Here is a 24,855-nt window from a genome sequence, read left to right as displayed (position 1 = left end):
ACGCTAGGCGAGGCCGCCGCCACGCGTCAGCGCGTTGGCCCTTCGCGACATCCGATCAGCGGATGCCGCCCGCCCGGGTTGTCTGCACTGCACGAGTCGGGCGCCGCCTACGGCACGACCCTCGCCGTCGGAGCGCTCGTGCGCACGAGCGGCTGGTAGCCGGGCGCGGATGCCGTGACCCTGACCTTGACGACCTTGTTCAGGTCGGCCGCCGTCGGGGTGTACTCCGGCCCGGTCGCGTCCGGGATCAGGGCGTTGCCGCGGAGCCACTGGTACTGGTGGTCGAATGCGACGCCCGGCGGACCCCACTCGCCGGGGTCGGCCGACAGCGTCGAACCGACCTGTGCCGCACCGTCGATCGAGGGCAGCACGGTGTTCTCGATCCTGGCCGGGAGGATGGCGACCGTCGCCGCGCTCTCGACCGTCACCGATTCGTAGCCGATGAGGTCGCCGGTGACCCGGACCGTGAACGTCGCGCCCACGTCGTCGGGCGTCAGCGCGTACTCGGCGCCCGAGCCGACCGGTTCGCCGTCGCGCAACCACTCGACGTCGAAGGCGCCGGCGGCCGGTTTCCACGCGCCCGTGCGCACGGTGAGCGGCGGACCGCCGAAGCGGAACGGCCCCCTGATCACCGGGGCGGGCGTCTGCTCGAACGTGCCGACCGGGACCGCCGCCGTCGGCTCGCTGACCTCGTAGCCGGTCGAGTACCCGGGCTTCGAGACCGTGACCAGGAAGCGAAGCTCCGCCCCGGCGTCGGCACCCGTGACCTTGTACGTCCGCGTGGTCGCGCCCTCGACCGGAACGCCGTCCCGCAGCCACTGGTACGTCTTCGTGTTGCCGCCGGGCTGCCAGGTGCCGATCGTCGCGGTCAGCGTGGAGCCGGGCACCGCGTCGCCGGCGATCGTCGGAACCGGATGCGCGACGAACGGCAGGAACGGCGAGGGTGCCACCGTGACGGCGGGCGTGGTGGACTCCTCTCTCAGGGCACCGAACGCGAGGTAGCTCGTGAACTCGGCGTGCAGTTGCGAGCCCTCGGCGAGCGGCGGGATCCGCAGCGTCGACGCGGTCGCCCCCGGGATGCGGCCACCGTCGGCGATCCACCGGATGTCGGTGACGTGCAGGTCGTAGGCGAGCAGTCGGTCCCGCATCACCGGGTCGCCGGATCCGTCGCCGTTCAGGTCGAGCTGCTTGAGGAGCTGCACCGTCGAGTCGACCGCGGCGTCGCCGGCGATCACGCCCCGGTCGCCCGGTTCGGTCGTGCCGATGGACTCCTCGATGAGGTTCGCCGTGACCCCGATCCAGTGGGTGCCCTCCGGCGGCACCACGATCGTGCGGGCGTTCGTGCGGCTGGGTTGCATCGGCCACCACTGCGACACGGTCTCCTGATGGCTCGCGCCGCCTTCCTCGGGTGTCACGGTCCGCTCGCCGGTGAGACGCACCTGGTACTCACCGGGCGCTAGGCCGTCGACCGAGATCACGCCGGAGGCGCCCGCCGCTTCCGTCGCGACCGGTACCGCGCCGCCGACCGGGAAGACCTCCATCGTCGCCCCGACGTCGAGCGGGATGAACGCCGCGCCCTGGCCGTCGTCGGTCTCGGAGAAGACCCCGCCGAGCAGGGAGCTCGTGGGCGGGTGCACCGCGATGACCCCGCGCGACGGGTCGGTCGCGCCGTCGGACCCGACTGTGACCACGGTCGCACCCTCGAAACCGGCGAGCGGATGCGGCCCCGTGTGGGCGAGCATCTCCATCAACTCCTGGTCCTCGTCCTGCAGCAGGTCGATCCACCACGCCGAGGAGCCGTCGGCGAGCACGGCCCGGATCCGGTACTCGCCGGGCGGCAGGGCGATCGTGAACGGTTCGAAGGTGATGGGATCGCCGGTGCGATGCTCGCCCGCGTCGACCACCCGGATCGGCGCCGTCGGGTCGTCGGCCGCGTACACCTCGTACGACACCTGCTCGACCTGCTCGCCGAAGAGGCGTTCGTCGGCGCGGACCACGGTCAGCGACACCGAGCCGTCCTGGGGTTCGGGTTCGGCGGTCACGGTCACCGGGTCGGTGTACTGCCAGATCCCGCCGAAGCCGTCCTTGATCGGGAAGCAGCCGGCCCAGACGTCGTGGCCCACGTCGTCGGCTTCGAGCAGGTAGGTCGTGGTCTCGTTCTCGGGGTCGACCTGCCCGCCGTCGCGGAACCAGATGCACCGGTGCGAGTCGGGCGCAGGCAGCCACGTGCCCGGATCGACGGTCAGCGTCTGCCCCTCGGCCGACAGGCCGGTGAGCACGGGTTCACCCATGACGTCCCACGCCGACAACTCGGTGCCGCCCGCGAGGTACAGGACTTCGCGCCACCGGTGATCGTCGTCGACCGCGAACTCTTCGGCCCCGAGCGGCCCGTCCAGGTGGCCGTGCCAGAAGTCGGGATAGGTATCGGTCAGGTCGGTGAAGTGCACCCGGTAGACGCCGTCGGCGACCCCGGTCACACCCCACGTCCCGTCCGGGTCGGCGAACGTGGTGTACGCGGGCACGGGATCGGCCGGGTTCGTCGCGCGGTGCAGGTCGACCTGCACCTGCCCCCACGTCACGTACCCCGGGTACGTCATCGCCCATCCGGTCATCGTCGAGCCGTCGTCCGGCCACATCGAGGTCGGGATGCCGGTCGCGTCGGGAGCGCCCGGGACGATCCAGGGCGCATGAGTCATGCTGCCGGCACCGACCCAGCGGTGGATGTAGCCTCCACGCTCCAGGGCGAGGCGGAACCCGCCCGCGCCGAGCCCGTCGAGCGCCCACGCGCCCGAGGCATCCGTCGTCGCGGTCCCGGCGACCTCGCACGCCTGCGGGTTCCACTCGCAGTCGTCCACGTCGCTGTTCCCGCCGCCCGACTCGACGTCCGCGTACGCGGTGACCGTGACGCCCTCGAGCGGCATCCCGCCGCTCCCCCCGATCGTCACCACGCCGCTGATCGACGGTGGCGGCTCCTGCGCGGCGACCGGACCCGCAGCCCCGACGGCGACGGCGACGAACAGTGCCGACGCGGCGATCGCGGCGGTCTTGAGACGGGCGGGAGCGGACATCTCCGCACCTCCGGACTGCTCCCGGCACATGTCGGGTCGCCATGGCCGGATGCGCCGGATGCTACTCCCCCGCCGGTACGGCCGGTCACCCCCGTCCGGGGGGCCGACCGGCCGTACCGCTCCGTCGGATCGCGGTTACTCGACCGGCTCGCGCACCGGCACCTCGCGCTGCTCCGGCCCGACGTACACCGACAGCGGGCGGATCAGCGCGTTCGCGGCCCGCTGCTCGATGATGTGCGCCGTCCAGCCCGTGACGCGTGACGCGACGAAGATCGGGGTGAACTGCTCGGTGTCCCAGCCCATGAGGTGGTACGCCGGGCCCGACGGGTAGTCGAGGTTCGGGTGGATGCCCTTGCGCTCGAGGAACTCGTCCGCGAGCGTGTCGTACAGGTCGAGCAGGTCGGGGCGGTCGTAGTGCTCCACGAGCGAATCGAGCGCTGCCTTCATCGTCGGCACGCGCGAGTCGCCGTGCTTGTACACCCGGTGGCCGAAGCCCATGATCTTGCGCTTCTCGGCGAGCGCCGCGTCGAGCCAGGCGACCGCGTTCGAGGCATCCCCGATCTCGGCGAACGCGTGCATGACGGCCTCGTTCGCCCCGCCGTGCAGCGGCCCCTTGAGCGCGCCGATCGCGGCGACGACCGCGGAGTGCAGGTCCGACAGCGTCGACGTCACGACCCGCGCCGTGAAGGTCGACGCGTTGAACGAGTGCTCCGCGTACAGGATCATCGACACGTCGAAGGCGTCGACGACCGCGAGCTCGGGGACCTCGCCGAACGCCATGAACAGGAAGTTCGCCGAGTAGCCGAGGTCGTCGCGCGGCTCGACGAGCTCGAGCCCGCGGCGACGGCGCTGGTCGTAGGCGACCACGGCCGGGATCGCGGCGAACAGGCGCTTCGCCTTGTCGAGCTCTGCCTGCGGGGAGTCGTCCGAAGCGAGCTCGTCGCGGGCGCCGATCACGCTGACGGCGGTGCGGACGACGTCCATCGGGTGCGCGGTCTCGGGGAGCTCGTCGATCACGCGCTTGACCACGTGGTCGAGCGGCCGGTGCCGCCGCTCGAACTGCTCGAACTCGGCCAGCTGCCGGTCGTCGGGCAGCTCGCCGTGCCAGAGGAGGTACGCGACCTCCTCGAAGGTCACGGCGCTCGCGAGTTCCTGCACGGGGTACCCGCGGTACAGCAGGGAGTTGGTCTCGGCGTTCACCTTCGACACGGCGGTGACGTCGACCGTCACGCCGGCGAGGCCCTTCGAGATCTGCGGGTCCTGTGCGTCGCTCATGCTGCTCCTCCTGGTTCGGCCGCGTCGGTGCGGCGTCGGGATGGTTCGGTCGCCGCGTCGGTGCGGCGGGGTGGTTCGGTCGGGGCGGGTAGCCTGTCGGCAACGGCGCCGGGGTCCGCGACGGACCGGCCGCCACGCGTGAGGGAGACCATGATGGCCGACGAACGTCCGAGGCAGTTCACCTTCGAGATCCCGGCCGACCGGGTCGAGGGCCACTTCGCCGACTTCGCGTCGGTGTGGCACACGCAGACGTCGTTCGTGCTGGACTTCCTCACCGTCACCAAGCCGCCGACGGCGGTGACCGACGAGGCCGACGGCGTCGAGCGCATCGTGACCCCTGCGCAGGTCGTCAGCCGCATCCGGATCCCCCCGCAGCAGGTGTTCGAGCTCGCGAAGGCCCTCACGCGCCAACTCGAGGCGTGGGAACGCGAGACCGGCGCGGGCTGAACCGCGCGCGGTCGAGCGCCGCTCGGGCGTGCGCCGCCCGGAGCAGTGCGCTCAGCGCGCCACGGTGAAGTTGAAGATGCCCGCATCGAACCGGTTGTACCCCTCGTAGTCGATGAGCTCGTAGAGATCGGCCCGGTGCTGCATCTCGCCGAGCTTCGCGTTCAGCGAACCGGATGCCTCGAGCTCGTCGAGTCCCCGGACGGCCGCGCCCATGGCGAGGCGGAGCAGCGACACCGGCCAGATCACGAGGTTCATGCCGACGTCGCGGAGCTGGTCGACGGTGAACAGGTCGCTCTTGCCGAACTCCGTCATGTTCGCGAGCAGCGGCACGTCGACCGCGTTGCGCACGGCCTCGAACTCCGCGAGCGAGCGCATCGCCTCGGGGAAGATCGCGTCGGCGCCCGCGTCGACCAGGGCCTTCGCCCGATCGACCGCGGCCTGGAGGCCGTCGACCGCGGCGATGTCGGTGCGGGCCATCACGAGGAAGTTCTCGTCGCGACGCGCGTCGACCGCGGCGCGGATGCGCTGCAGCGCCGTCTGCTCGTCGACGACCTGCTTGCCGTCGAGGTGACCGCACCGCTTCGGGTTGACCTGGTCCTCGATGTGCAGGCCCGCGAGGCCCGCGTCCTCCATCTCCTGCACGGTGCGGGCGACGTTCATCGGCTCGCCGAAGCCGGTGTCGGCGTCGACGATCGCGGGCAACTCGGTCATGCGGGCGATCTGCTTGGCGCGGCCGGCGACCTCGGTGAGGGTCGTCAGCCCGATGTCGGGCAGGCCCAGGTCGGCCGAGAGGACGGCGCCCGAGATGTAGACGCCCTCGAAGCCCTTCTGCTCGATGAGCCTCGCCGACAGGGGGTTGAACGCGCCGGGGAACCGGAGCAGCTCTCCGGTCGCGAGGCGCTCGCGGAACAGCCGGCGCTTCTCGGCCGGGGTGGTCTGGGAGTAGAGCATCCAGTGATCCTTCGTTCGTTGGTCTCGATACGCTTCGCTACTCGACCGCCGGTGCTGTCGGCCGCGGCCTCAGAACAGGCCCGTCGGCACGTCGACGCCGACGAGCGCCCCGGGGGCCGCGGTGAACGAGAGGCCGCCGAGCTCGTCGGGTCCGAGCTCGGGCAGGCGCTGGGCGACGTCGAGGAAGCGCTCGATCTCATCGGGCTCGACGCCCCATTCGGCGAGCGTGCGGAACTTGGCGACGTACTGCTCGCGACCGAAGGGCCGGGCGCCGAGCGGGTGCGCGTCGGCGACGGCGATCTCGTCGACGATCTCGGCGCCGTCGGACAGCTTGATGACGACTCGGCCGCCGAACGCCTTCTCGGCGATGTCGAGCGAGTGGTACCGGCGGGTCCACTCGGCGTCCTCGACCGTGGTGACCTTGCGCCAGAGTGCGACCGTCTCGGGGCGGTGCGCCCGCTCGGGCGAGTACGAGGTCTCGTGGTCCCACGCGCCGTCCTGCAGCGCGACGGTGAAGATGTACGGGATCGAGTGGTCGAGCGTCTCGCGCGAGGCATCCGGGTCGTACTTCTGCGGGTCGTTGGCACCCGAGCCGATCACGTAGTGCGTGTGGTGCGACGTCTCGAGCACGATGGACTCGATGCGGTCGGGGTCGTCGAGGATCAGCGGGTACTGGGCGTGGAGCTTGCGGGCGAGGTCGATCCACGCCTGCGCCTGGTACTCGGCCGAGTGCTCCTTCGTGTACGAGTCGAGGATGGCGCGCTTGGCCTCGCCCGGCTCGGGCAGCGGCACCTCGTAGGCGCCCTCGGGGCCGTCGAGGAGCCAGGCGATGACGCCGTCCTCGCCCTCGTAGATCGGCACGGGGCTGGTCTGGCCGCGCATCGCGCGGTCGACCGCTTCGATCGCCATCTTCCCGGCGAAGGCGGGGGCGTGCGCCTTCCACGTCGAGATCTCGCCCTTGCGGGACTGGCGGGTGGCGGTCGTGGTGTGCAGTGCCTGCCCGATGGCCTGGAAGATCGTCTCCTGGTCGAGGCCGAGCAGCGTGCCGATGCCCGCGGCCGCCGACGGGCCGAGGTGCGCGACGTGGTCGATCTTGTGCTTGTGCAGCGAGATCGCCTTCACGAGGTCGACCTGGATCTCGTAGCCGGTGGCGATGCCGCGGACGACGTCGAGGCCCGTGAGTCCGCGCCCGGCGCCGGCGTGCTGGGCGACCGCGACGATCGGGGGGATGTTGTCGCCGGGGTGCGAGTACTCGGCGGCGAGGAACGTGTCGTGGTAGTCGAGCTCGCGTACTGCGACGCCGTTCGCCCACGCGGCCCACTCGGGCGACGTGCGGCGTGCGGGATCGACGCCGAACACGGTCGCGCCGTCGCCGCCGATCGAGACCGGGTGCGAGAGCGCCTGGCTGCGCGCCGCGACGACGGGCTTGCGGGCGATCGAGGCCGCGGCGACCGCGGCGTTGTCGATGACGCGGTTGACGACCATCTCGACGACCTCGTCGTCGAGCTCGACGGGATCGGTCGCGACCCGGGCGAGCTGCCAGGCGAGCTGGCCCTCTCGAGCGAGGTTCTCGTCGCTGCGGTGCGTGCGCAGGTGGTGGGTCAGCATCGGTTCCCTTTCGTGGTGCGGCTGGTTCAGGCTACGCGCCGGGCCTCGATCGAGGCGAGGGCGTGGCGCAGGCTCATGTGGAGGTGGACGTGGGTGGCGTGGGCCGCCAGGGCCTGATCGCCGGCGACGATCGCCTCGGCGATGAGCAGGTGCTCGGATGCCGCGGCGCGGAGCCGGTCGGGATCGTGGCGGGCGAGACGGCGCACGCGCGACGAGTGCAGGCGCACGCTCCGCAGCGCGGAGCCGAGGTGGTCGTTGCCGACGGCCTCGTCGACGGCGCGGTCGAAGTCGGCGATGACGGCGTAGTACTCGGCGAGGCCGCGCTCGCCGCCGTCGACGAGTTCGCCTGCCGCGCGGAACCGCTCGGCGAGGTCGGCGAATCGCCGGGGTTCGCGTCGGCCGGCGGCGAGCCGCGCCGCCTGTTCCTCGAGCGCCTCGCGGAGTTCGTACAGTTCGGCGATGGAGTCGCTGGAGAGTTCGGCGACGACGAGCATGCGGGCCGACTGCGCGGCGACGAGTCCGTCGGCGACGAGCCGGGCGAGCGCTTCGCGAACCGGGGTGCGCGAGACGCCGAGGCGGGCGGCCTGCTCGACCTCGGCGAGCACGCTGCCCGGCGCGAGGGAGCCGTCGAGGATCTCCTCGCGGAGCACGGCGTAGGCGCGTTCACTCGCTCGCATCAGCCCCACCCCTCGCAACTCGTGTGATTTATGTATACACAGATACGGCACACGCCGCAATTCGGGGGCGATTCCGCGTCGCATGCATACACAAGGCGATCTGGCCGCGCGCCCGGTTCATCCCCGGTCGAACACGCCCGGCTCCACGACCGTATCGAGCACCCGGTCGCCCAGGTCGGCCGGCAGGTCGGCGAGGCTCGCCGGCCGCCACGTGGGATCGCGATCCTTGTCGATGACCTGCGCGCGGATGCCCTCCAACAGGTCGGGCTGCTCGAGGAACCACGACACCGTTCGGAACTCCTGCTCGAGGGCGTCTTCGAGGCTCGCGAGCGTCCGCGCGCGGCGCACCGCCGCGAGCGTGACCGTCAGCGCCGTCGGCGACAGCCCGTCGAGCTCGGATGCAGCCGCGGCCGCGGCCTCGTGCCCGTCGTCGGCGAGCGCGCGCAGCCGAGCGAGGATCTCGGCGACGGTCGGCGCGGAATAGCAGTCGTCGACCCACGAGCGGTCGCGCGCGAGCGCGGAGGCATCCGGCGTCTCGTCGAACAGCAGCGCGATCTCCGACGGCGTCCCCGGGTCGGCACGCTCCCCGAGTGCCTGCAGCAGGTGCGGGAGGCGCTCGGACGGCACGAAGTAGTCGGCGAATCCTGCGTGGATCGCGTCGGCGGCGTCCATCGTGCGCGAGTTGAGCGCGAGGTGCACGCCGAGTTCGCCGGGGGCGTTCGCGAGCAACCACGTGCCGCCGACGTCGGGCGTGAACCCGATGCGGGTCTCGGGCATCGCGAGCCTCGACCGCTCGGTGACGATGCGGATCGACGCGTGCCCGGCCAGGCCGATGCCGCCGCCCATCGTGATGCCGTCCAGGATCGCGACCACCGGCTTCGGGTAGCGCGCGATCGCCCGGTCGAGCCGGTACTCCGTGCGGAAGAACGTCTGCGCGTCGCCGATGCGGCCTTCCGCGATGAAGGAGCGGAGTTCCCGGATGTCGCCGCCGGCGCAGAACCCCCGCTCCCCCGCGCCATCGAGCACGACGAGGCCGACCTCGGAGTCGTGACGCCAGGCCTCGAAGACCTCGGTCAGCGCGACGACCATGTCGTAGCTCAGCGCGTTCAGCGCGTTCGGACGGTTCAGCGTGACGTGGCCGACGCCGTCGGCCACGGTTGCGGAGAGGTGCTCGATCACCCGTCCCACGCTAGCGACCTCGCTCGGGGCGGCGTACCGTCGGAGTGCCGATGGAGTCGCCGTACCGATGGAGGCCGACGTGATCGAGTCCGCATTCCCGATCCTCGAGGTGCCCGACATGGAACGGGCCCTCGCCTTCTACCGCGATGCGTTCGGGGGCGACGTGACCTACGCGTTCCCGCCCGAGGGCGGTGATCCGGTGTACGTGGCGCTCGCCGTCGGCCGGTCGTCCCTCGGGATCGGGCTCGCCGAGTCCCCGCTCCCGCCCGGCAACGTCCTGCTCTGGTTCTACGTCGACGACGTCGACCGGGTGACCGGCGAGCTGGCCGCTCACGGTGCCGAGGTACTCGAGGACCCGGTCGACCAGCCGTGGGGCGAGCGCACGTCGCTGGTGACCGACCCGTTCGGCACGCGGATCCGGCTGGGCGCGCCGGCCGCAGGGTCGGGCGCCGCAGCCGACCCGACGTGACCTGACCCCGACCCGACGTGACCCCGGCCCGACCCCGACGATGCGCGTGGGGGCTAGCATGCACGGATGGTCCCCCTCGAGAACCTCTGGGCATTCGTGATCGCGTCGGTGGTGCTGATCGCCGTCCCCGGTCCGAGCGTGCTGTTCGTGATCGGACGATCGCTCGCGCTCGGGCGCCTCGGTGGACTGCTCAGCGTCGTGGGCAACGCGGCCGGGATGATCCCGCTCGTCGCCGCAGTGGCGCTCGGCGTGGGCGCGATCGTCGCCGAGTCGGTCGTGCTCTTCACCGTCATCAAGTTCGCCGGCGCGGCATACCTGGTCTACCTCGGCATCCAGGCGATCCGTCACCGGGCCGACGCCGCGGCCGCCGTCGAGGGTGGCGCGGCACCGCGATCGCACCTGCGCCAGCTCGCCGAGGGGTTCGTCGTCGGCATCTCGAACCCGAAGACGATCGCGTTCTTCGTGGCCGTGCTGCCGCAGTTCGTCGACTTCCACGCCGGGTCGATCCCCCTGCAGCTCCTCGAACTCGGCATCGTCTTCATCGTGCTGGCGCTCGTGTTCGACTCCGTGTGGGCGCTCGCGGCCAGCTCGGCCCGCGACTGGTTCGGGCGATCGCCGAAGCGCGCCGCCCGCCTCGCGGCCACCGGCGGGGTCATGATGATCGGGCTCGGCGGCGTGCTCGCCCTCACGGGCAACAAGCACTGACTCGCGCTCCCGCTCGACGCACGAAGCGCGTCAGTCGCGAGACGCCGTGGCGGTGAGGATGCCGCGCGCGAGCGCGTGGAAGTAGCACCGGGCGCCGAGGTTGGCCGGAGTGGCATCCGGATCGAGGTCGAGGCTCGGCACGTCGAGCGCGTGCACGACGAACTGATAGCGGTGCGGCCCCGTGCCCCTCGGCGGCGCGGCACCGGTGAAGCCGCGCTCGCCGTCCTCGTTGCGCAGTACGATCGCGTCCTCCGGCAGCGGCGGTCCGGTCGGCGAGCCGGCGCCGGCCTCGAGGCTCGTGACCGACAGCGGCAGGTTCGCGACCGCCCAGTGCCACCAGCCGGAGCCGCTCGGGGCATCCGGGTCGAAGCAGGTGATCGCGAAGCCGCGCGTGCGCTCGGGGAACCCCGACCAGCTCAGCTGCGGAGACCGGTCTGCGCCGCCGGCCGGCACGCTCCACTGCGCCCGCGCGAGCGGGGCGCCCTCCGCGACATCCGTGCTCGTGACCGGGAACGAGTCGACCGGTCGCGCTCGCTGCAGGGCTCCGTACGGGTCGACGTCGAGCATGGCGCTCCTCCTCGGTGTGCGCGGGTCTCGCGGTCAGACTACGACGCGGCCCCCGGACTGGGGGCGACCCGCGCGCGAGTCGGGGCATCCCGACCGTCCCGGCTCCCAGCGCGGCCGCGTAAACTCGCCCGGTGCCGCTCGCCAAGATCCTGCTCTTCTACGCGTTCGCGCCGCTCGCCGATCCCGACGCGATCCGGCTCTGGCAGCGCGACCTCTGCGAGTCCCTCGGCCTGCGCGGACGCATCCTCATCTCGAAGGACGGCGTCAACGGCACCCTCGGCGGAGAGATGTCGGCGCTCAAGCGGTACATCCGGAAGACCCGCGACCACGCCGCGTTGCAGGCCGCGGACTTCAAGTGGAGCGAGGGCACCGGGCTCGACGCCGACGGGCGCAGCCTCGACTTCCCCAAGCTGAGCGTCAAGGTGCGCGACGAGATCGTGAGCTTCGGGGCCCCCGGCGAACTCGCCGTCGACGCGGACGGCGTCGTCGGCGGCGGCGCACGCCTCACGCCCGACGCCCTGCACGACCTCGTCGACGAGCGCGGCGACGAGGTCGTGTTCTTCGACGGCCGCAACGCGCTCGAAGCCGCCATCGGCCGGTTCCGCGACGCGATCGTTCCACCGACCGAGACCACCCGCGACTTCGTCGACCTGCTCGACTCCGGGGCCTACGACCACCTCAAGGGGCGCCCGGTCGTGACCTACTGCACCGGCGGCATCCGCTGCGAGGTGCTGTCGAGCCTCATGGCCTCGCGCGGGTTCGGCGAGGTCTACCAGCTCGAAGGCGGCATCGTGCGGTACGGCGAACGCTACGGCGACGACGGCCTGTGGGACGGCTCGCTCTACGTGTTCGACGGGCGCGGCTCGGTCGACTTCAGCGACCACACGGCCGTGATCGGCCGCTGCGCCGGCTGCGGCGCGCCGACGAAGCGCACCGCGAACTGCCCGGATGCCTCGTGCCGCCGCCAGTTCGTGGCGTGCGAGTCGTGCGACGCGGTGCCCTGCGGGGAGCACGCGGCGGCCGGCTGACCGGGCCGGCGCGCCGCTCGGCACGCCGACCGGGCCGGCGGCTCAGGCCGGTCGGAACCCCGTCGTCTCCGGCGGTGCGGCGTGCCGGATCATCAGGTGGCGCGTGACCGAGTAGTCGAGCAGCGGCTCGATCGACATGTCCTTGCCGAAGCCCGAGCCCTTGACGCCGCCGTGCGGCGCCTCGGACGCGATCGGCAGGTGGTCGTTGACCCAGGTGACACCGACGTCGAGCGACTGGCTGACGCGCAGCGCGCGCGAGACATCGCTCGTCCAGACCGACGACGCGAGCCCGTATGCGCTGTCGTTGGCGAGCGCGATGCCCTCGGCCTCGCCGTCGAACGGCAGCACGACGAGCACCGGGCCGAAGACCTCGCCCTGCACGATCTCCGACGACTGCGCGGCGCCGACCAGCAGGGTGGGTGCGAAGTACGAGCCGACGCGGTCGATCGCGTGACCGCCGACGAGCGCCTCGGCACCCTCCGCCACCGCGCGCGACACGAAGCCCTCGACGCGCGAGCGGTGCGCCTTCGAGACGAGCGGGCCGATGTGGCTCTCGGCGTCCATGGGGTCGCCCGCGACGACCTGCGAGATCGCGTCGCGCAGCGCGGCGACGCCGTCGTCGTAGATCGACCGTTCGAGGTACACCCGGGTCGCGGCCGTGCAGTCCTGTCCCGAGTTGTACGTGGCGCCCATGGTGACCGCGTGGGCCATCGACGCGAGATCGGCGTCGGCGAAGACGACGACCGGGGCCTTGCCGCCGAGTTCGAGGTGCACGCGCTTGACGCCCTCGACCGCCCCGCGCATCACGGCCTTGCCGGTCTGGGTCGACCCGGTCACGCTCACCATGTCGACCTCGCGGTGGGTGACGAGCGCCTGCCCGACCTCGGCGTCGCCCGTGACGACGTTGAGCAGGCCCTCGGGGAGCCCGGCCTGCACGGCCAGCTCGGCCAGGCGGAGGGTGGTCCGCGGCGTGGCCGGCGCGGGCTTCAGGATCACCGCGTTGCCCGCGGCGAGCGCGGGCCCGGCCTTCCAGATCGCCATGATGAGCGGGAAGTTCCACGGTGTGATGCCGGCGACGACGCCGACCGGGCGACGCGTGAGGATCGACGTGTAGCCGTTCGAGAACGACCCCGCGCCGGTGCCGTCGAGCGAGCGGGCGGCGCCCGCGAAGAACCGCAGGTTGTCCACGCCGAAGGGCAGTTCGCCGTCGAACGCGGTGGTCCACGGCTTTCCGGAGTCCTCGACCTCGAGCCTCGCGAGGTGCTCGGCGTCGGCCTCGATCGCGTCGGCGAGCCGCAGCAGCGCGAGCGACCGCTCTCCCGGCGTCTTCGCAGCCCAGTCGGGCTGTGCCGCTCGGGCCGCGGCGGCGGCCTCGCCGACGTCGGCGACGCCCGAGGTGCGGAGCTCGGCGACGACCTGCTCGGTCGCCGGGTTCTCGATCGCCGCGGTCTCGCCGCTGCCGTCGCGGTATCCGCCGATGAACGTGCCGGTGGTGGTCGACGTGCCGGTAGTGGTCATGTGGTGCTGCCTTTCGGATGCGGCGGTGGCCCGCCTGCGGTGCCGGGTACGGATGCCCGGGCTACGAGTTGAAGCCCAAACCGAAGCGGTCGAGGGTCCGGAGCCAGAGATTGCGGCGGCCCTGGTTCGCGTCGGCGGCGAGGATGCTGCGCCGGGTGAACTGGATGATGGGGTTGCGGAACGGCTCCGGCGGGATCGGCATCGGCCTGCGGCGCACGATGTCGTACCGCAGTCGCGAGGTCGGGCGGCCGGCGAGCAGGTCGAGGGCGACGTCGGCCGAGAACCGCGAGGCGCCGACGCCGAGGCCGGTGTGGCCGACGGCGTAGGCGACGGTGCCGCCGATCGCGGTGCCGTACGCGGCCGTGAAGCGGGTCGTCGAGTCGATCGGCCCGGCCCAGCGGTGGGTGAACCGGATGCCCTCGAGCTGCGGGAACGTCTCGAGGAAGTGCCGGGCGAGCAGGGCGTGCGAACCGCCCTGCTGCTCGTACTCCGACCGCACCCTGCCGCCGCGATGGTAGACCGCGTCCCATCCGCCGAAGAGGATCCGGCCGTCGGCGGTCGGGCGGTAGTAGTGGAACTGGTTGCCGGCGTCGGTGAGCCCCTGGCCCTCGATCCACCCGATCGACGCCTGCTGCGCGTCGCTCAGCGGCTCGGTCATGAGCACGTGGTCGTACAGCGGCATCAGGTAGTTCGAGAGCCGCTTGAGGGGTCCCGGGTAGGCGGCCGTCGCGACGATCGCGTGCTTCGCGTCGATCGATCCGCGTTCCGTGCGCACCGTGACCCCGGCGCCGGAGCCCGCGCGGTCGCGTGAGAAGCCGGTCGCGGCCGAGTGCTCGAAGAGGCGCACCCCGCGTCGCTCGAGGTCGGCGGCCATGCCCCACGCCAGCCGCGCGGGGTCGACGAGCACCGTCCCGGTTCGGTCGCGCAGCCCGGCGAGGTAGGTCGGCGAGTGCACGTCGGCCTGTACCTCGTCCTGCGACTGGAACTCGAGGTCGACGCCGTGCCGCGCCCCGAGTTCGCGCGCCGCGCGCAGTCCGTCGACCTGCCACGGCTCGAGGGCGAGCGTCGTCTTGCCCGTCAGCCGGAGGTCGCAGTCGATGCCGGCGTCGCGGATCGTGCCGACCAGCTCGGCGAGGTTGCGGTCGCCCTCCTCCTGGAGCGCCCCGACCTGCTTCGGCCAGACGTGCGTGCCGTGCGTGAGCCCGTGCGTGAGCGATGCGGCGACGAATCCGCCGTTGCGACCCGTCGCGCCGTACGCGACCCGCTCCGCGTCGAGCACGACGACGGATGCCCCGGGCTCGCGCTCGAGGGCTCGCCAGGCGGCCCACAGGCCGGTGAAGCCCGCGCCGACCACGACGAGGTCGGCGGTGTGCCGGCCCTCGAGCCGCGTGCGCGGCTGCGGTGCGTCGGCCTGATCCGTCCAGTACGGGACGGGTGCGGCGTCGGCGAGCGCCGCGGTGGCGGCATCCGTCATGGTGGCGCTCACACGTGCTCCGCGACGCCGACGCGTTCGATGACGTCGGCGGCGGCGGCGACGCCGTTGCGCGAACGGATCTCGACGCCCGCGGCATCGGTCCGGGCGCGGAGCGCCTCGTCGGCGAGCAGGCTCGTCACGGCCCCGCGCAGTTCCTCTGCCGTGAACTCGTACGTGGGCAGGCGCAGGCCGTAGCCCGTCTCGTGCACGCGCTGCGCGTTGTCGTACTGGTCCCAGAAGAGCGGCAGCAGGATCATCGGTTTGCCGAAGTGCAGGGCCTCGGTCGTGGTGTTGTTGCCGCCGTGCGTGATGACGAGGTCGGCGAGCGGGATCAGCTTCGTCTGCGGCAGGAACTCCGCGCCCCACATGTTCTCGGCGAGCTCGAACTCGTCGTGCAGCGGCCCCTTCGAAACGATCACGTTGACGGGCAGCGCGGCGAGCGCATCGATCACGCGGCGCATGAGCGCCACGTCGGCCGAACCGAGCGACCCGAGGCTGAAGTAGACGAGCGGACGCGTGCCGTCGGTGAACGACTCGGGCAGGTCGGCGGGGGCCTGTTCGGTCTCCCGGACGGAGGAGTCGAGGCGGTGCCAGCCCTCGGGCAGCGGGCGCTCGGCGTGGTAGTCGAGCACCTCCGGGTACAGGTAGAGGTTCGCGTCGCCGTGGTGGATGAACTCGAGTTCGGGCAGGGCGGGCGCGCCCTGCTCCTGCACCCAGGCGTCGAAGGCCTCCCAGAGGGGCCGGTGGGTTCGGTCGTACTCGGCGCGGAATGCGGCCCAGCCCTCGCGGTCGTCGGCGGCGAGGCCGGAGAAGACGGGCGCGATGTCGTCGCCGGGCACCTCGAGCGGGTTGCACGAGACGATGCGCACGAACGGCACGCCGGCCGTGACGAGCGCCGGGAACGCGAGGACGTTGTCCTCGATGATCACGTCGGGTTTCGTGCGCTCGATGATGGCCCGCAACTGCGGCTCGCAGTACTTCGCCCCGGCGACGAGTTCCTCCCAGATCGGCAGCACCACGGTCTCGAGCTGCTCGGCCGTCGACTTGCGGAACTCCGGCGAGATGGCCTGGATGTAGTCCTTCCAGAACGCGCCGGCGTCCTGCTCGGCGTCCTCCCCGCCGGCGGCGGCGTCGTCGGATGCCTCGGCGGGCGGCGCGAGGTCGACGAGGTCCTCCTCGAATCCGAGTGCCGCGAGCTTGCCCTCCCACGAACGTTCGGCGGCGAACACGACGCGGTGCCCGCGCTTGCGCAGTTCGTGGCCGATGCCGATGCAGTTGTTCGTGGGCCCATAGGCGCTCTCGGGCATGAACAGGAAGGTGCGGGTTGCTTCGGCCATGAGGGGCTCCGTTCGAGCGAGTTTCTTGAAGGTGAATATAGAGAATTGTTTGCGGGATGCGCTAGATGTTTTCGGGAGAAATCGGCCTAAGATTGCTGCGCAGTGCAGACAATCCGTCCGAGAGGACGACAGGGAGGACGCGATGGCCAGGCCCAAGCGCCAGGAGGAGCGACGCAGCCAGTTGGTGGCGGCCGCCCAGCGTGCGATCGCCGCGCACGGCCCCGACGGCGCCAGGCTCAACCGCGTCGCCGAGGAAGCCGGCCTCACGTCCGGTGCGGTGCTGTACTACTACCCCGACATCGACGAGCTCATGTTCGAGGCCAACCGGGCCGGCATGGAGCGCTTCTACGAGGAGCGCGTCCGCATGCTCGAGTCGCTCGACGACGACCCCGTCGCCCGACTCGTCGCACTCGTGGACTCCGGCCTCCCGCGCGACTCCGACGACACCGAGGTGCGACTGCTGTGCGAGCTCGGGGGCTCGGCCGGACGCAACCCGCTGATGGCGTCGCTGCTGACGACCCTGTTCGACCGTCAGGTCGGCATGTACCAGGTCGTGCTCGAACAGGGCGCCGCGCGCGGACTGTTCACGCTGAGCCAGCCGACGCTGGTGATCGCGCGCAACCTCGTCGCCCTCGAGGACGCCTACGGCTACCGCATGGTCGCCAAGCACCCGACGATCGACCATGTCGCCGCCCGCGAGCTGCTGCTCGCGTACGCGCGGCTGGCGACCGGTCACACGCTCACCGCCTGAGCGCCGGGCGCCGGCTCGGCATCGCCCGGCCCGCCTGCGGACGCATCCGGCTCGCCGGCCGCCGCGACCGGTTCGTCGCGCGCGACGGCGGCGGCTGCGTCGAACCGGAGCACGACCTCGGCGCCGCGGACGAGGGCCGTGGCGCCGGGCGCGGTCGCGAGCACCGGCGCGCCGAGCTCGCGGACGTCGATCGCGATCGTCGAGGCTCCGCCGAGGAAGCTCGTCTCCGCCACGGTGCCGACGAGGCGGGCGGGGTCGGATCCCGCGCCGGCTCGTGCCTCGGGGCGGGCGGGGTCGAACGCGACCGAGGCATCCGTCACGCGGACGTCCTCCGGCCGGATGACGGCGGTCGCCGGCGCATCGGGGGCGAGCTCGTGAGCGGCGGCGACGACACCGATCCCCGCGACATCGACGCCGCCGGGCACCGCCCGGCCGTCGAGCAGGTTGGCGGTGCCGATGAACGAGGCCACGAACCGCGTGGCGGGCTTCGCGTACAGCTCCTGCGGGGTCGCGAGCTGCTCCAGTCTCCCGTCTCGGAGCACCGCGATGCGGTCGGCCATCGACATGGCCTCCTCCTGGTCGTGCGTGACGACGACGAAGGTCAGCCCCACCTCGTGCTGGAGGCGCTTGAGCTCGAGCTGCATCGACGCGCGCACCTGGCGATCGAGCGCCGAGAGCGGCTCGTCGAGCAGGAGGAGCTTGGGCCGCTTCACGATCGCGCGGGCGAGCGCCACGCGCTGCCGCTGCCCGCCCGAGAGCTGACCGGGCCGCCGCTTCGCGAGGTGCGCGAGCCCCACCACGTCCATCACCTCGGCGACGCGCTCGCGGACCTCGGCCTTCGGGAGCCGCTCGGCCTCGAGCCCGTACGCGACGTTCTTCTCGACCGACAGGTGCGGGAACAGCGCATAGCTCTGGAACATGAGGTTCACCGGTCGGCGGTGCGCCGGGAGGGCCAGCAGGTCCTCGCCATCGACCTCGATGCGGCCGGCGGCCGGGTGCTCGAAGCCCGCGATCGACCGCAGCAGCGTCGTCTTGCCGCAGCCCGAGGGGCCCAGCAGCGCGAAGAACTCGTTGTGCGCGATGTCGAGCGAGACGCCGTCGAGGGCGACGGTGTCGCCGTACACGGCGCGCACGCCGTCGACGCGGAGGAGCGGTGCGGTCATCGGGTGGTTCCTGTCAGTCGGGTCAGCCGCTGCGCGGCGATGACGGTCACGATGCTCACGAGGAGCAGCAGGGTCGCAAGGGCGTTGACCTCGGGGGTCACGCCGAACCGGACCATCGAGTAGATGACGATCGGCAGCGTCGGCTGCGTCGGCGCCGTGGTGAAGAAGGCGATCACGAACTCGTCGATCGAGAGGGTGAACGCCAGCAGGGCGCCGGCGACGATCCCGGGGGCGAGCTGCGGCAGCGTCACGCGCGTGAACGTGCGGAAGGGTCCGGCACCGAGGTCGCGGCTCGCCTCCTCGAGGCTCGGGTCGAGGCTCGCCATGCGGGCGAGCACGATCGCGGCGACGAACGCCGTCGCGAACACCGCGTGCGCCAGGATCACCGAGTGCAGCCCGAGCGTCACCGACAGCAGCGAGAAGAAGGTGAGCAGGCCGATGCCGAGCAGCAGGTCGGGCAGGATCGCCGGCGCGATGGCGAAGGCCCGGATGAGCCCGCCGCGGGTGTACTTCTGGATGCCGTAGGCGAGCAGCGTGCCGAGCACCGTCGCGATCGCCGTGGCACCGGTCGCCACGATGAGCGTGTTGCCGAGCCCCTGCATGAGCTGTCCGTCGGCGAAGAGCTCGGGGTACCAGCGCAGCGAGAACCCTCGCCACACGAAGAGGTTCTCGGAGTCGTTGAAGCTCATCACCACGACGATGAGGATCGGCAGGTACAGGAACGCGTACCCGACCCAGAGGGGCACGAGCCCCCAGCGCGGGCGGCGCACCGCTCGCGGGCGCGCCGCGGGCTCCGCAGCGCGGATCGCGGTCGTCGTCGGCGCACCGCCGACCGGGTCCGTCGGCGCCGTCACTGGCGCAGCGGTCTCAGCCACGGCGGCTCCCCTCGTTGAGCCGGCGCGAGACGGCGGACTGCACGAGGATCACGACCACGAGCAGGATCGTCAGCACGAGCGCGAGCGTCGCGCCGAACGGCCAGTCGCGGGCCTCGAAGAACTGGTCGCGCACGAGGTTGCCGATCATGATCGTCTTGCCGCCGCCGATGAGCTCGGGGATCACGAAGTTCGACATCGCCGGCACGAACACGAAGATGCATCCGGTCAGCGCACCCGGAAGCGACAGGGGCAGCGTGACGGTGCGGAACGCCCGCCACGGCGAGGACCCGAGGTTCGTCGCCGCCTCGCGCAACGACGGGTCGAGCTGCTGCAGCGAGGCGTACAACGGCAACACCATGAGCGGCAGGTACATGTAGAGCAGCCCGACGACGATCGCCTGCGGGGTGTAGAGCATCGAGATCGGCTCGCTGGTGAGCCCGAGTCCCTGCAGCCACTGGTTGATCCAGCCGGCGTTGTTGAGCAGGAGGATCCAGGCGTAGGTGCGGATGAGGAAGTTCGTCCAGAACGGCAGCACGATCGCAATGAGGGCGACCGTCCGCCACTTCGGCGAGAGACCGGCGATCGCGTACGCCATCGGATAGCCGATGGCGAGCGCGAGCAGGGTCACCACCAGCGCCAGTCCGATCGACTGGGCGATGATGCCGAGGTAGAGCGGCTCGAACAGCTTGATCCAGTTGTCGAGCGTGAACTCGAACACGATGCCGCCGAAGCGGCCGCGCTCGAAGAACGTGTAGAACGCGAGCAGGCCGACCGGGATCGCCATGAACACGATCAGGAAGAGCATCCCCGGCGCCAGGAACGGCACGGGAGCGAGCCCCCGTCGCGCGCGCTGCGTGCGCGCGACGGGGGCCGCCTCGGAAACGGTGGAGGTCACGACGTGGGGATCCGTTCCGGAGCCGTCAGTTCGTCGCGAGGACTTCGGCGTTCAGGTCGACGTACTTGAGCGAGTCCTCGCCGAGGTCGACGATCACCTCCTGCTCGAACAGCTCGTCGACCGTGATCCCGAGCGTCGGGTACGCCTCGATGATCGACGGGTCGAGGGCCTCCATGGCCGCCTGGTTGGGCACCTTGTAGAGGATGTTCTCGGCGACCCAGGTCTGCACCTCGGGGTCGAGGATGTAGTTGATGAAGGCCATCGCGGCCTCCTTGTTCTTCGACGACTCGAGCACGGTCATGGTGTCGACCCAGAGGTCGGCACCCTCGTCGGGCACCACGAACTTGATCTGCGGGTCCTCGGCGATGCCGTAGTTGCACCAGCCGTCCCACGCCTCGACCATGGCCGCCTCGCCCGAGACGAGCTTCGAGTAGAACGTCGTGTCGTCGTACGCGAGGAGCGTCGACTTCGTCTCGATGAGCTGGGCCTTCGCCTCCTCGAGCTCGGCGTCGTCGGTGGTGTTCACCGAGTGGCCCTGGGCCTTCAGCGCCGGCAGCGCGAGCCAGCGGTCGGTCGAGAGCATCGTGGTCTTGCCGACGAGTTCGGGCTTCGGGTCGAGCAGGTCGTTCCACGACGTCGGGTCGTAGCCGGTCAGGTCGGGTCGGTAGCAGAGGCCGGTGGTGCCCCACGCGTACGGCTCGGAATAGACGTTGCCCTCGTCGTAGGCGAGTTCGAGCGCCTCGGGGTAGAGGTTCTCCTCGTTCGGGATGAGCGACTTGTCGAGCTCGGCGAGCAGGCCCTGCTCGGCGAGCGCCTGGGCGTACTGGCCGGAGACGAACGCGACGTCGATGCCGGGGTCGGCGCTGGCGGTGAGCTTGGCGACGATGTCCTCGTTCGTGGTGTGGTTCACGATCGTGGTCTTGACGCCGGTGGCCTCCTCGAACTGCTCGGCGAGGTCCTCCGGCGAGTAGTCCGCCCAGATCGAGACGGTGAGCGTCTGCTCGCTGAGGTCGGCTTCGGGATCGAGCGCCTCGCCGGATCCGCCGCCCGTGGAGCATGCGGCGGTCATGAGGGCGAGGCTGATCGCGCCGACCGCTGCTGCGGCAGTGCGGCGGGTGGTACGCATGGGTCCTCCTGGGGCTCGGAAAGGTTGAGAGATTGTTACACCGGCCATCAAAGAAACGCAATGGTTCTACGGACGCTCTAGCGGTGAGTTTTCCCAATAGTTACAATCGGCGTTCAATGAATTCGTTGCTGCGCGGGCCGTCGCCCGTCATCGCGGGGCTCCCGCTGGTCGTCGAGGACGGCGCCATCGGCGTCGCCGGCGTTCGCCCCGTGGCGGGCGACGGGGTCGCGCGCGCCCTCGCGCGGCTCGTCGACGACACGGTGGCGGCGGATGCCCGGGAACGCGCGATCGCGGTCGACCAGACCAACACCTCGGTCATCGTCGACGAGCGGCTCGTCGTGAAGATCGTCGGCAGTTGGGCGGCGGCCGACCGCGCGGCCCGCCTCCTCGAACGACTCACCGCGGCGGGTTCGCTCGACGTCGCGCGCACCGTCGGCAGCGTGCGCTGGCGGCATCCCGAACGCGGCGAGTCGACGCTGGCGATCGTGACCGAGTTCCTGCCCGACGCCGAGGACGGCTGGACCTGGGCGGTCGACGACGCGGTCGGCGTACTCGGCGGCGGGTCCGATCCCGGCTGGCCGGCGACCCTCGGCGCCGCCGTCGCACGCGTGCACCTCGCCCTCGCGACGGATGCTGCGGCCGCGGCCGACGACACCCCGACGCGCCGTCGGGCACGTGCCGAAGATGCGCTCGGCCGAGCGGTCGACGCCACCCCGGGGGCCGAGGGGGCACGGCTGCGCAACCGAGCGGTCTCCCTCGCGCGCGACATCCGCTCCCTGTCGGATGCCGCACCCGGGCTCGAGTTCGCGATCCACGGCGACCTGCACGTCGGGCAGGTGCTCCGCTCGCCGGGCGGTGACGGCGCGGGCCCCAGGTACACCGTGATCGACTTCGACGGCGACCCGCAGCTCGACGCCGCCGAACGCGAACGGCCCGACGCCGCAGCGCGCGACGTGGCGCACCTGCTCGTCTCGCTCGACCTCGTCGCCGCGGTCGCGCAGAAGCGGCTGCAACGCGCCGAGCCGGCCGCGTTCGACTGGGCCGACCGGGCTCGCGCCGACCTGCTCGCCGCCTACCTCGCCGAGCTGGGCGGCGCCGGGCGCGCCGACCTGTTCGACGCGGCACTGCTCCCCGGTTTCGAGGCCGAGCAGCTCGTGGCCGAGCTCCGCTACGCTGAACGATTCCTGCCGCGCTGGCGGTACGCGCCCGACGCGGCGATCACCCGCCGCCACCCATCGACCGACGAGCACCCGGAGGACCCGTGGACCCCGCCGCCTTTCGAGCCGACCTCGACCTGATCCCCGACTCGCTCGGCACCCTCGCCGACGCGCTCGACGCCGGCCTCGACGGACTGGACCGGCTCGCGATGCTCGGCGCCGCCCGTGTGCTCGTGCTCGGCATGGGCTCGAGCCGGTACGCCGCCGACGTCGTCGCACGGCGCTACCGCGCGGTCGGCCAGCAGGTGCTCGTCGAGTGGGCGAGCGCCGAACTGCTGCCGCCGGCCGCCCCCGACCTCGTCGTCGTCGCCGTCTCCGCGACCGGCGGCAGCGTCGAGGTGCTGCGCGCGGTCGAGCGGTATCGCGGCACCGGCCGGCTCGTCGCGATCACCAACCGGCCCGACTCCGCGCTCGCGCAGGCGGCCGATGCCGTGGTGCCGCTGCACGCGGGGATCGAGGCATCCGGTGTCGCGTGCCGCACCTTCCGCGCCACGTTCGCCGTGCTCGACGAGGTGCTGGCGGAACTGCTCGGCACCGCGCCCGCCGACCGGTTCGACGCGGCCGCGCTTCGCCGCGCGGCCGGGGCGAACGCGCACCTGCTCGAGGCATCCGGCGAGTGGCTGGCCGACCTCGCCGACCTCGCTGCGGGCCCGATGGGCACGTGGGCGCTCGCCCCCGCCGAACGCCTGTCGAGCGCCCAACAGTCGGCGCTGATGCTGCGCGAGGTTCCGCGCCGATCGGCGTTCGCCTCGGAGACTGGCGACTGGTCGCACGTCGACGTCTACCTCACGAAGACCCAGGACTACCGCGCGATCGTGTTCGGCGGCTCGGCGTGGGACGCGCAGGCGCTCGGGTGGATGGCGCAGCGCGGCTCGCGGTTCGCGGCGATCGGCCGCGACCTGCCCGGCGCGGAGCTCGAGCTGCGCCACCCCGGCGACGACGACGCCTCGGTCGCCGTGCTCGCCGAACTCCTGCCGCTCGAGCTCGTCGCTGCGCGCTGGTTCGCCGCCTAGCGCGAGCCCGGCGCGACCCGCCCTCGCCGCTTCCGCGCCCGCGGCTGCCGCGCATACGCCCGGGCCGGCCGGCTCGACAACGCGAGCATGACGAGGATGTCGAGCGCGAGCGTGACGAGCGTGAAGTCCAGGTGCAGTTCCTGGTCGCCGAGCCACCAGGCCACGAACGATCCGCTGATGCTGAGCGTCGCGAACAGCATCACCACGATGCGCGGCCAGTTGACGCCGAGGTAGATGAGCACGGCGAGCACGACCTCGAACACCAGCACCACGACCCCGGGCACCGCGATGAACAGGAAGGCGACGCCGAGGGTGAAGTCGTCGAGTTCGGCGCCCTCCTCGCCGAGTTCCTCTCGGACCACCTCGTTCCACGACCCCCCGAGCGCGAACAGCCACAGCACGCCGGCGACGATCCGCAGCAGCACCAGCACCGCCCCCACGGTGGTCGCCGCGGGGCGTCGCATCCGCGTCGCCGCGGCCACGTCGGGCACCGCCTCGGCGGCGCCGAGCAGGCGCTCGGCGGGCTCCATCGCCGACCGCTTGCCCACCTCCGAGCCGCTCATCGGGCGACCTCGGCCGTCGCGTCCGCCGCACCGGGCGCCCGTGCGGCTGCGCGCGATCCGTTCGCCGGCGGCACCGTGACGCCGCGGACGTCCACGACCGGCAGGTCGCCGTCGGTGCGGATCGTGTCGCCGCCGCCGTTGCGCGAGTGGTAGCCGGTCGAGAAGTCGCGCAGCACGCGGATCTCGATCAACGCATCCGAGTCGCGCAGGGTGCGCACGATGTGGTCGCGTTCGACATCGGTGTCGGCGTCGATCTTGTGCGTGACCTGCAGGGTGAACAGCGACAGCCCGACCGCCCGGTCGAACGTGCCCGCCGCAAGCCAGTCGACCCGCGCTCCGCCCGGGAGCAGCCAGCCGCCGGGCGTCCGCCAGAACCGCACATGGTGGCGCTTGGCCGGATTGCCCTCGACCTCCTGCTGGAACGCGAAGTCCTGCTTGCGACCGAACAGGAACAGCGGACTCACCGGGGCTTCGTCGTAAGAGCGTCGGGTGACGGTCGACGTGATGATGCGCCAGCTCGTGGCGAGCGTGACCTCGTCGGCGCGGGTCCAGCCAGCGGCCTGCATCGCGGCGAGGAGGCGTGCCTCGTCTCCGGTGACCGCGAGGTTCACGGGATCGCCGAACAGCCCGTCGCTCGTGCGCGTGCGGCCCATGAAGTAGTCGGGCACGTAGATCGTCGTCAGCACCCGATGCAGCCGCGGCAGCACGAGGTAGGCGAGGAGCACCCAGAACAGGACCATCACGAGGATGCCCCACCAGCCGAGCGTGAACGACTCGCTGAAGAGCAGGTAGGCGAGCCACAGCGCGGCGAGGCCGGCGAACACGAAGAAGAACTCGTCGAGCACGGCGTTCACCGAGAACCGGCGACGCGGCACGGGCGGCGGCGACTGCGCCTGCGCCTCCGCCTCGTCGACGGATGCCCCTCCCCCGGGTTCCACCATGCGTGCAT

23 protein-coding genes are annotated in these 24,855 nt (G+C 71.8%); 7 read left to right on the top strand and 16 right to left on the bottom strand.

Features of this window, described 5'->3' with window-relative positions; genetic code table 11:
* Nucleotides 1-107: 107 nt before the first annotated feature.
* Nucleotides 108-3,068 (bottom strand): carboxypeptidase-like regulatory domain-containing protein, encoded by a 2,961-nt coding sequence (locus ELQ40_RS01095; protein ID WP_127792012.1) that lies wholly within the window; start codon nucleotides 3,066-3,068, stop codon nucleotides 108-110.
* Between the two features lie 135 nt (nucleotides 3,069-3,203).
* A complete protein-coding gene (locus tag ELQ40_RS01090; protein WP_127792011.1) occupies nucleotides 3,204-4,343 on the bottom strand; it encodes a bifunctional 2-methylcitrate synthase/citrate synthase in 1,140 nt (379 codons plus the stop codon).
* Nucleotides 4,344-4,496: 153 nt separating this feature from the next.
* Here ELQ40_RS01090 and ELQ40_RS01085 point away from each other — a divergent pair, with 153 nt between their 5' ends.
* The gene (locus tag ELQ40_RS01085; protein ID WP_127792010.1) at nucleotides 4,497-4,790 is read left to right on the top strand and encodes a DUF3467 domain-containing protein; all 294 of its coding nucleotides are present in this window, start codon (nucleotides 4,497-4,499) and stop codon (nucleotides 4,788-4,790) included.
* A gap of 51 nt (nucleotides 4,791-4,841) precedes the next feature.
* On the opposite strand, the gene prpB is transcribed toward ELQ40_RS01085, so the two are convergent.
* From prpB to ELQ40_RS01065, 4 genes are all read right to left on the bottom strand, one after another.
* Nucleotides 4,842-5,741: a methylisocitrate lyase gene (gene prpB, locus ELQ40_RS01080; protein WP_127792009.1), complete on the bottom strand. Its 900-nt coding sequence runs from the start codon at nucleotides 5,739-5,741 to the stop codon at nucleotides 4,842-4,844.
* A gap of 69 nt (nucleotides 5,742-5,810) precedes the next feature.
* Nucleotides 5,811-7,349, bottom strand: a complete 1,539-nt coding sequence (locus tag ELQ40_RS01075) for an MmgE/PrpD family protein (RefSeq protein ID WP_127792008.1) — start codon at nucleotides 7,347-7,349, stop codon at nucleotides 5,811-5,813.
* Between the two features lie 26 nt (nucleotides 7,350-7,375).
* Entirely contained in the window at nucleotides 7,376-8,026 is a 651-nt protein-coding gene (locus tag ELQ40_RS01070; protein ID WP_127792007.1) for a GntR family transcriptional regulator, read from the bottom strand.
* 117 nt (nucleotides 8,027-8,143) lie between these two features.
* Nucleotides 8,144-9,205, bottom strand: a complete 1,062-nt coding sequence (locus ELQ40_RS01065; protein ID WP_240665885.1) for an enoyl-CoA hydratase/isomerase family protein — start codon at nucleotides 9,203-9,205, stop codon at nucleotides 8,144-8,146.
* 79 nt (nucleotides 9,206-9,284) lie between these two features.
* On the opposite strand from ELQ40_RS01065, the gene ELQ40_RS01060 reads away from it, so the two are divergent.
* Complete coding sequence (locus tag ELQ40_RS01060) at nucleotides 9,285-9,674, top strand: glyoxalase/bleomycin resistance/extradiol dioxygenase family protein (RefSeq protein WP_205649402.1); 390 nt, start codon at nucleotides 9,285-9,287, stop codon at nucleotides 9,672-9,674.
* Nucleotides 9,675-9,740: 66 nt separating this feature from the next.
* A complete protein-coding gene (locus ELQ40_RS01055; protein ID WP_127792004.1) occupies nucleotides 9,741-10,379 on the top strand; it encodes a LysE family translocator in 639 nt (212 codons plus the stop codon).
* Between the two features lie 30 nt (nucleotides 10,380-10,409).
* On the opposite strand, the gene ELQ40_RS01050 is transcribed toward ELQ40_RS01055, so the two are convergent.
* Nucleotides 10,410-10,946, bottom strand: a complete 537-nt coding sequence (locus ELQ40_RS01050; protein ID WP_127792003.1) for a YbhB/YbcL family Raf kinase inhibitor-like protein — start codon at nucleotides 10,944-10,946, stop codon at nucleotides 10,410-10,412.
* Between the two features lie 131 nt (nucleotides 10,947-11,077).
* On the opposite strand from ELQ40_RS01050, the gene ELQ40_RS01045 reads away from it, so the two are divergent.
* On the top strand, nucleotides 11,078-11,974 hold the full coding sequence (locus ELQ40_RS01045) for a rhodanese-related sulfurtransferase (RefSeq protein WP_127792002.1): 897 nt from the start codon (nucleotides 11,078-11,080) through the stop codon (nucleotides 11,972-11,974).
* A gap of 42 nt (nucleotides 11,975-12,016) precedes the next feature.
* Here ELQ40_RS01045 and ELQ40_RS01040 read toward each other — a convergent pair whose 3' ends face one another.
* From ELQ40_RS01040 to ELQ40_RS01030, 3 genes are all read right to left on the bottom strand, one after another.
* Nucleotides 12,017-13,492, bottom strand: a complete 1,476-nt coding sequence (locus ELQ40_RS01040; RefSeq protein WP_127792001.1) for an aminobutyraldehyde dehydrogenase — start codon at nucleotides 13,490-13,492, stop codon at nucleotides 12,017-12,019.
* 61 nt (nucleotides 13,493-13,553) lie between these two features.
* Nucleotides 13,554-14,978, bottom strand: a complete 1,425-nt coding sequence (locus ELQ40_RS01035) for an FAD-binding oxidoreductase (RefSeq protein WP_240665884.1) — start codon at nucleotides 14,976-14,978, stop codon at nucleotides 13,554-13,556.
* On the bottom strand, nucleotides 14,975-16,303 hold the full coding sequence (locus ELQ40_RS01030) for a glycosyltransferase (protein WP_127792000.1): 1,329 nt from the start codon (nucleotides 16,301-16,303) through the stop codon (nucleotides 14,975-14,977). The genes ELQ40_RS01035 and ELQ40_RS01030 overlap by 4 nt, the downstream gene beginning before the upstream one ends.
* Nucleotides 16,304-16,445: 142 nt before the next feature.
* Between ELQ40_RS01030 and ELQ40_RS01025 the strand changes: the two genes are divergently transcribed.
* On the top strand, nucleotides 16,446-17,054 hold the full coding sequence (locus ELQ40_RS01025) for a TetR/AcrR family transcriptional regulator (RefSeq protein WP_127791999.1): 609 nt from the start codon (nucleotides 16,446-16,448) through the stop codon (nucleotides 17,052-17,054).
* Here ELQ40_RS01025 and ELQ40_RS01020 read toward each other — a convergent pair.
* The 4 genes from ELQ40_RS01020 to ELQ40_RS01005 are packed head-to-tail and all read right to left on the bottom strand — an operon-like array spanning nucleotide 17,036 to nucleotide 21,113.
* Nucleotides 17,036-18,217 (bottom strand): ABC transporter ATP-binding protein, encoded by a 1,182-nt coding sequence (locus ELQ40_RS01020; RefSeq protein WP_127791998.1) that lies wholly within the window; start codon nucleotides 18,215-18,217, stop codon nucleotides 17,036-17,038. The two genes, ELQ40_RS01025 and ELQ40_RS01020, sit on opposite strands and share 19 nt — an antisense overlap.
* Entirely contained in the window at nucleotides 18,214-19,092 is an 879-nt protein-coding gene (locus tag ELQ40_RS01015) for an ABC transporter permease (RefSeq protein ID WP_205649401.1), read from the bottom strand. Before ELQ40_RS01015 ends, ELQ40_RS01020 begins: the two co-directional genes overlap by 4 nt.
* On the bottom strand, nucleotides 19,085-19,987 hold the full coding sequence (locus ELQ40_RS01010) for an ABC transporter permease (protein ID WP_205649400.1): 903 nt from the start codon (nucleotides 19,985-19,987) through the stop codon (nucleotides 19,085-19,087). Before ELQ40_RS01010 ends, ELQ40_RS01015 begins: the two co-directional genes overlap by 8 nt.
* Nucleotides 19,988-20,012: 25 nt before the next feature.
* Nucleotides 20,013-21,113, bottom strand: a complete 1,101-nt coding sequence (locus ELQ40_RS01005; protein WP_127791997.1) for a spermidine/putrescine ABC transporter substrate-binding protein — start codon at nucleotides 21,111-21,113, stop codon at nucleotides 20,013-20,015.
* Between the two features lie 116 nt (nucleotides 21,114-21,229).
* Between ELQ40_RS01005 and ELQ40_RS01000 the strand changes: the two genes are divergently transcribed.
* Together ELQ40_RS01000 and ELQ40_RS00995 are read left to right on the top strand one after the other, a co-directional pair.
* On the top strand, nucleotides 21,230-22,411 hold the full coding sequence (locus ELQ40_RS01000) for a hypothetical protein (RefSeq protein WP_127791996.1): 1,182 nt from the start codon (nucleotides 21,230-21,232) through the stop codon (nucleotides 22,409-22,411).
* On the top strand, nucleotides 22,375-23,343 hold the full coding sequence (locus ELQ40_RS00995) for an SIS domain-containing protein (RefSeq protein WP_127791995.1): 969 nt from the start codon (nucleotides 22,375-22,377) through the stop codon (nucleotides 23,341-23,343). The genes ELQ40_RS01000 and ELQ40_RS00995 overlap by 37 nt, the downstream gene beginning before the upstream one ends.
* Here the strand turns inward: ELQ40_RS00995 and ELQ40_RS00990 are convergent.
* Nucleotides 23,340-23,906, bottom strand: coding sequence for a hypothetical protein (locus ELQ40_RS00990; protein WP_127791994.1), 567 nt, complete (start codon nucleotides 23,904-23,906; stop codon nucleotides 23,340-23,342). The two genes, ELQ40_RS00995 and ELQ40_RS00990, sit on opposite strands and share 4 nt — an antisense overlap.
* Entirely contained in the window at nucleotides 23,903-24,847 is a 945-nt protein-coding gene (locus ELQ40_RS00985) for an LssY C-terminal domain-containing protein (RefSeq protein WP_127791993.1), read from the bottom strand. The genes ELQ40_RS00990 and ELQ40_RS00985 overlap by 4 nt, the downstream gene beginning before the upstream one ends.
* Between the last annotated feature and the right edge of the window lie 8 nt (nucleotides 24,848-24,855).

The sequence above is a fragment of the Agromyces sp. LHK192 genome (assembly GCF_004006235.1).
Taxonomy (GTDB): domain Bacteria; phylum Actinomycetota; class Actinomycetes; order Actinomycetales; family Microbacteriaceae; genus Agromyces.
This window is presented reverse-complemented; position numbering and strand designations above follow the sequence as displayed.

Excerpts from the sequence above, each read along its gene's own strand:
- ELQ40_RS01095 (WP_127792012.1), bottom strand. The coding sequence starts at position 3,068 with ATGTCCGCTCCCGCCCGTCTCAAGACCGCCGCGATCGCCGCGTCGGCA.
- prpB (WP_127792009.1), bottom strand. The coding sequence starts at position 5,741 with ATGCTCTACTCCCAGACCACCCCGGCCGAGAAGCGCCGGCTGTTCCGC.
- ELQ40_RS01085 (WP_127792010.1), top strand. The coding sequence starts at position 4,497 with ATGGCCGACGAACGTCCGAGGCAGTTCACCTTCGAGATCCCGGCCGAC.
- ELQ40_RS01005 (WP_127791997.1), bottom strand. The coding sequence starts at position 21,113 with ATGCGTACCACCCGCCGCACTGCCGCAGCAGCGGTCGGCGCGATCAGC.
- ELQ40_RS01040 (WP_127792001.1), bottom strand. The coding sequence starts at position 13,492 with ATGACCACTACCGGCACGTCGACCACCACCGGCACGTTCATCGGCGGA.
- ELQ40_RS01020 (WP_127791998.1), bottom strand. The coding sequence starts at position 18,217 with ATGACCGCACCGCTCCTCCGCGTCGACGGCGTGCGCGCCGTGTACGGC.
- ELQ40_RS01050 (WP_127792003.1), bottom strand. The coding sequence starts at position 10,946 with ATGCTCGACGTCGACCCGTACGGAGCCCTGCAGCGAGCGCGACCGGTC.
- ELQ40_RS01055 (WP_127792004.1), top strand. The coding sequence starts at position 9,741 with ATGGTCCCCCTCGAGAACCTCTGGGCATTCGTGATCGCGTCGGTGGTG.
- ELQ40_RS01070 (WP_127792007.1), bottom strand. The coding sequence starts at position 8,026 with ATGCGAGCGAGTGAACGCGCCTACGCCGTGCTCCGCGAGGAGATCCTC.
- ELQ40_RS00985 (WP_127791993.1), bottom strand. The coding sequence starts at position 24,847 with ATGGTGGAACCCGGGGGAGGGGCATCCGTCGACGAGGCGGAGGCGCAG.
- ELQ40_RS01000 (WP_127791996.1), top strand. The coding sequence starts at position 21,230 with ATGAATTCGTTGCTGCGCGGGCCGTCGCCCGTCATCGCGGGGCTCCCG.
- ELQ40_RS01090 (WP_127792011.1), bottom strand. The coding sequence starts at position 4,343 with ATGAGCGACGCACAGGACCCGCAGATCTCGAAGGGCCTCGCCGGCGTG.
- ELQ40_RS00990 (WP_127791994.1), bottom strand. The coding sequence starts at position 23,906 with ATGAGCGGCTCGGAGGTGGGCAAGCGGTCGGCGATGGAGCCCGCCGAG.
- ELQ40_RS01025 (WP_127791999.1), top strand. The coding sequence starts at position 16,446 with ATGGCCAGGCCCAAGCGCCAGGAGGAGCGACGCAGCCAGTTGGTGGCG.
- ELQ40_RS01030 (WP_127792000.1), bottom strand. The coding sequence starts at position 16,303 with ATGGCCGAAGCAACCCGCACCTTCCTGTTCATGCCCGAGAGCGCCTAT.
- ELQ40_RS01075 (WP_127792008.1), bottom strand. The coding sequence starts at position 7,349 with ATGCTGACCCACCACCTGCGCACGCACCGCAGCGACGAGAACCTCGCT.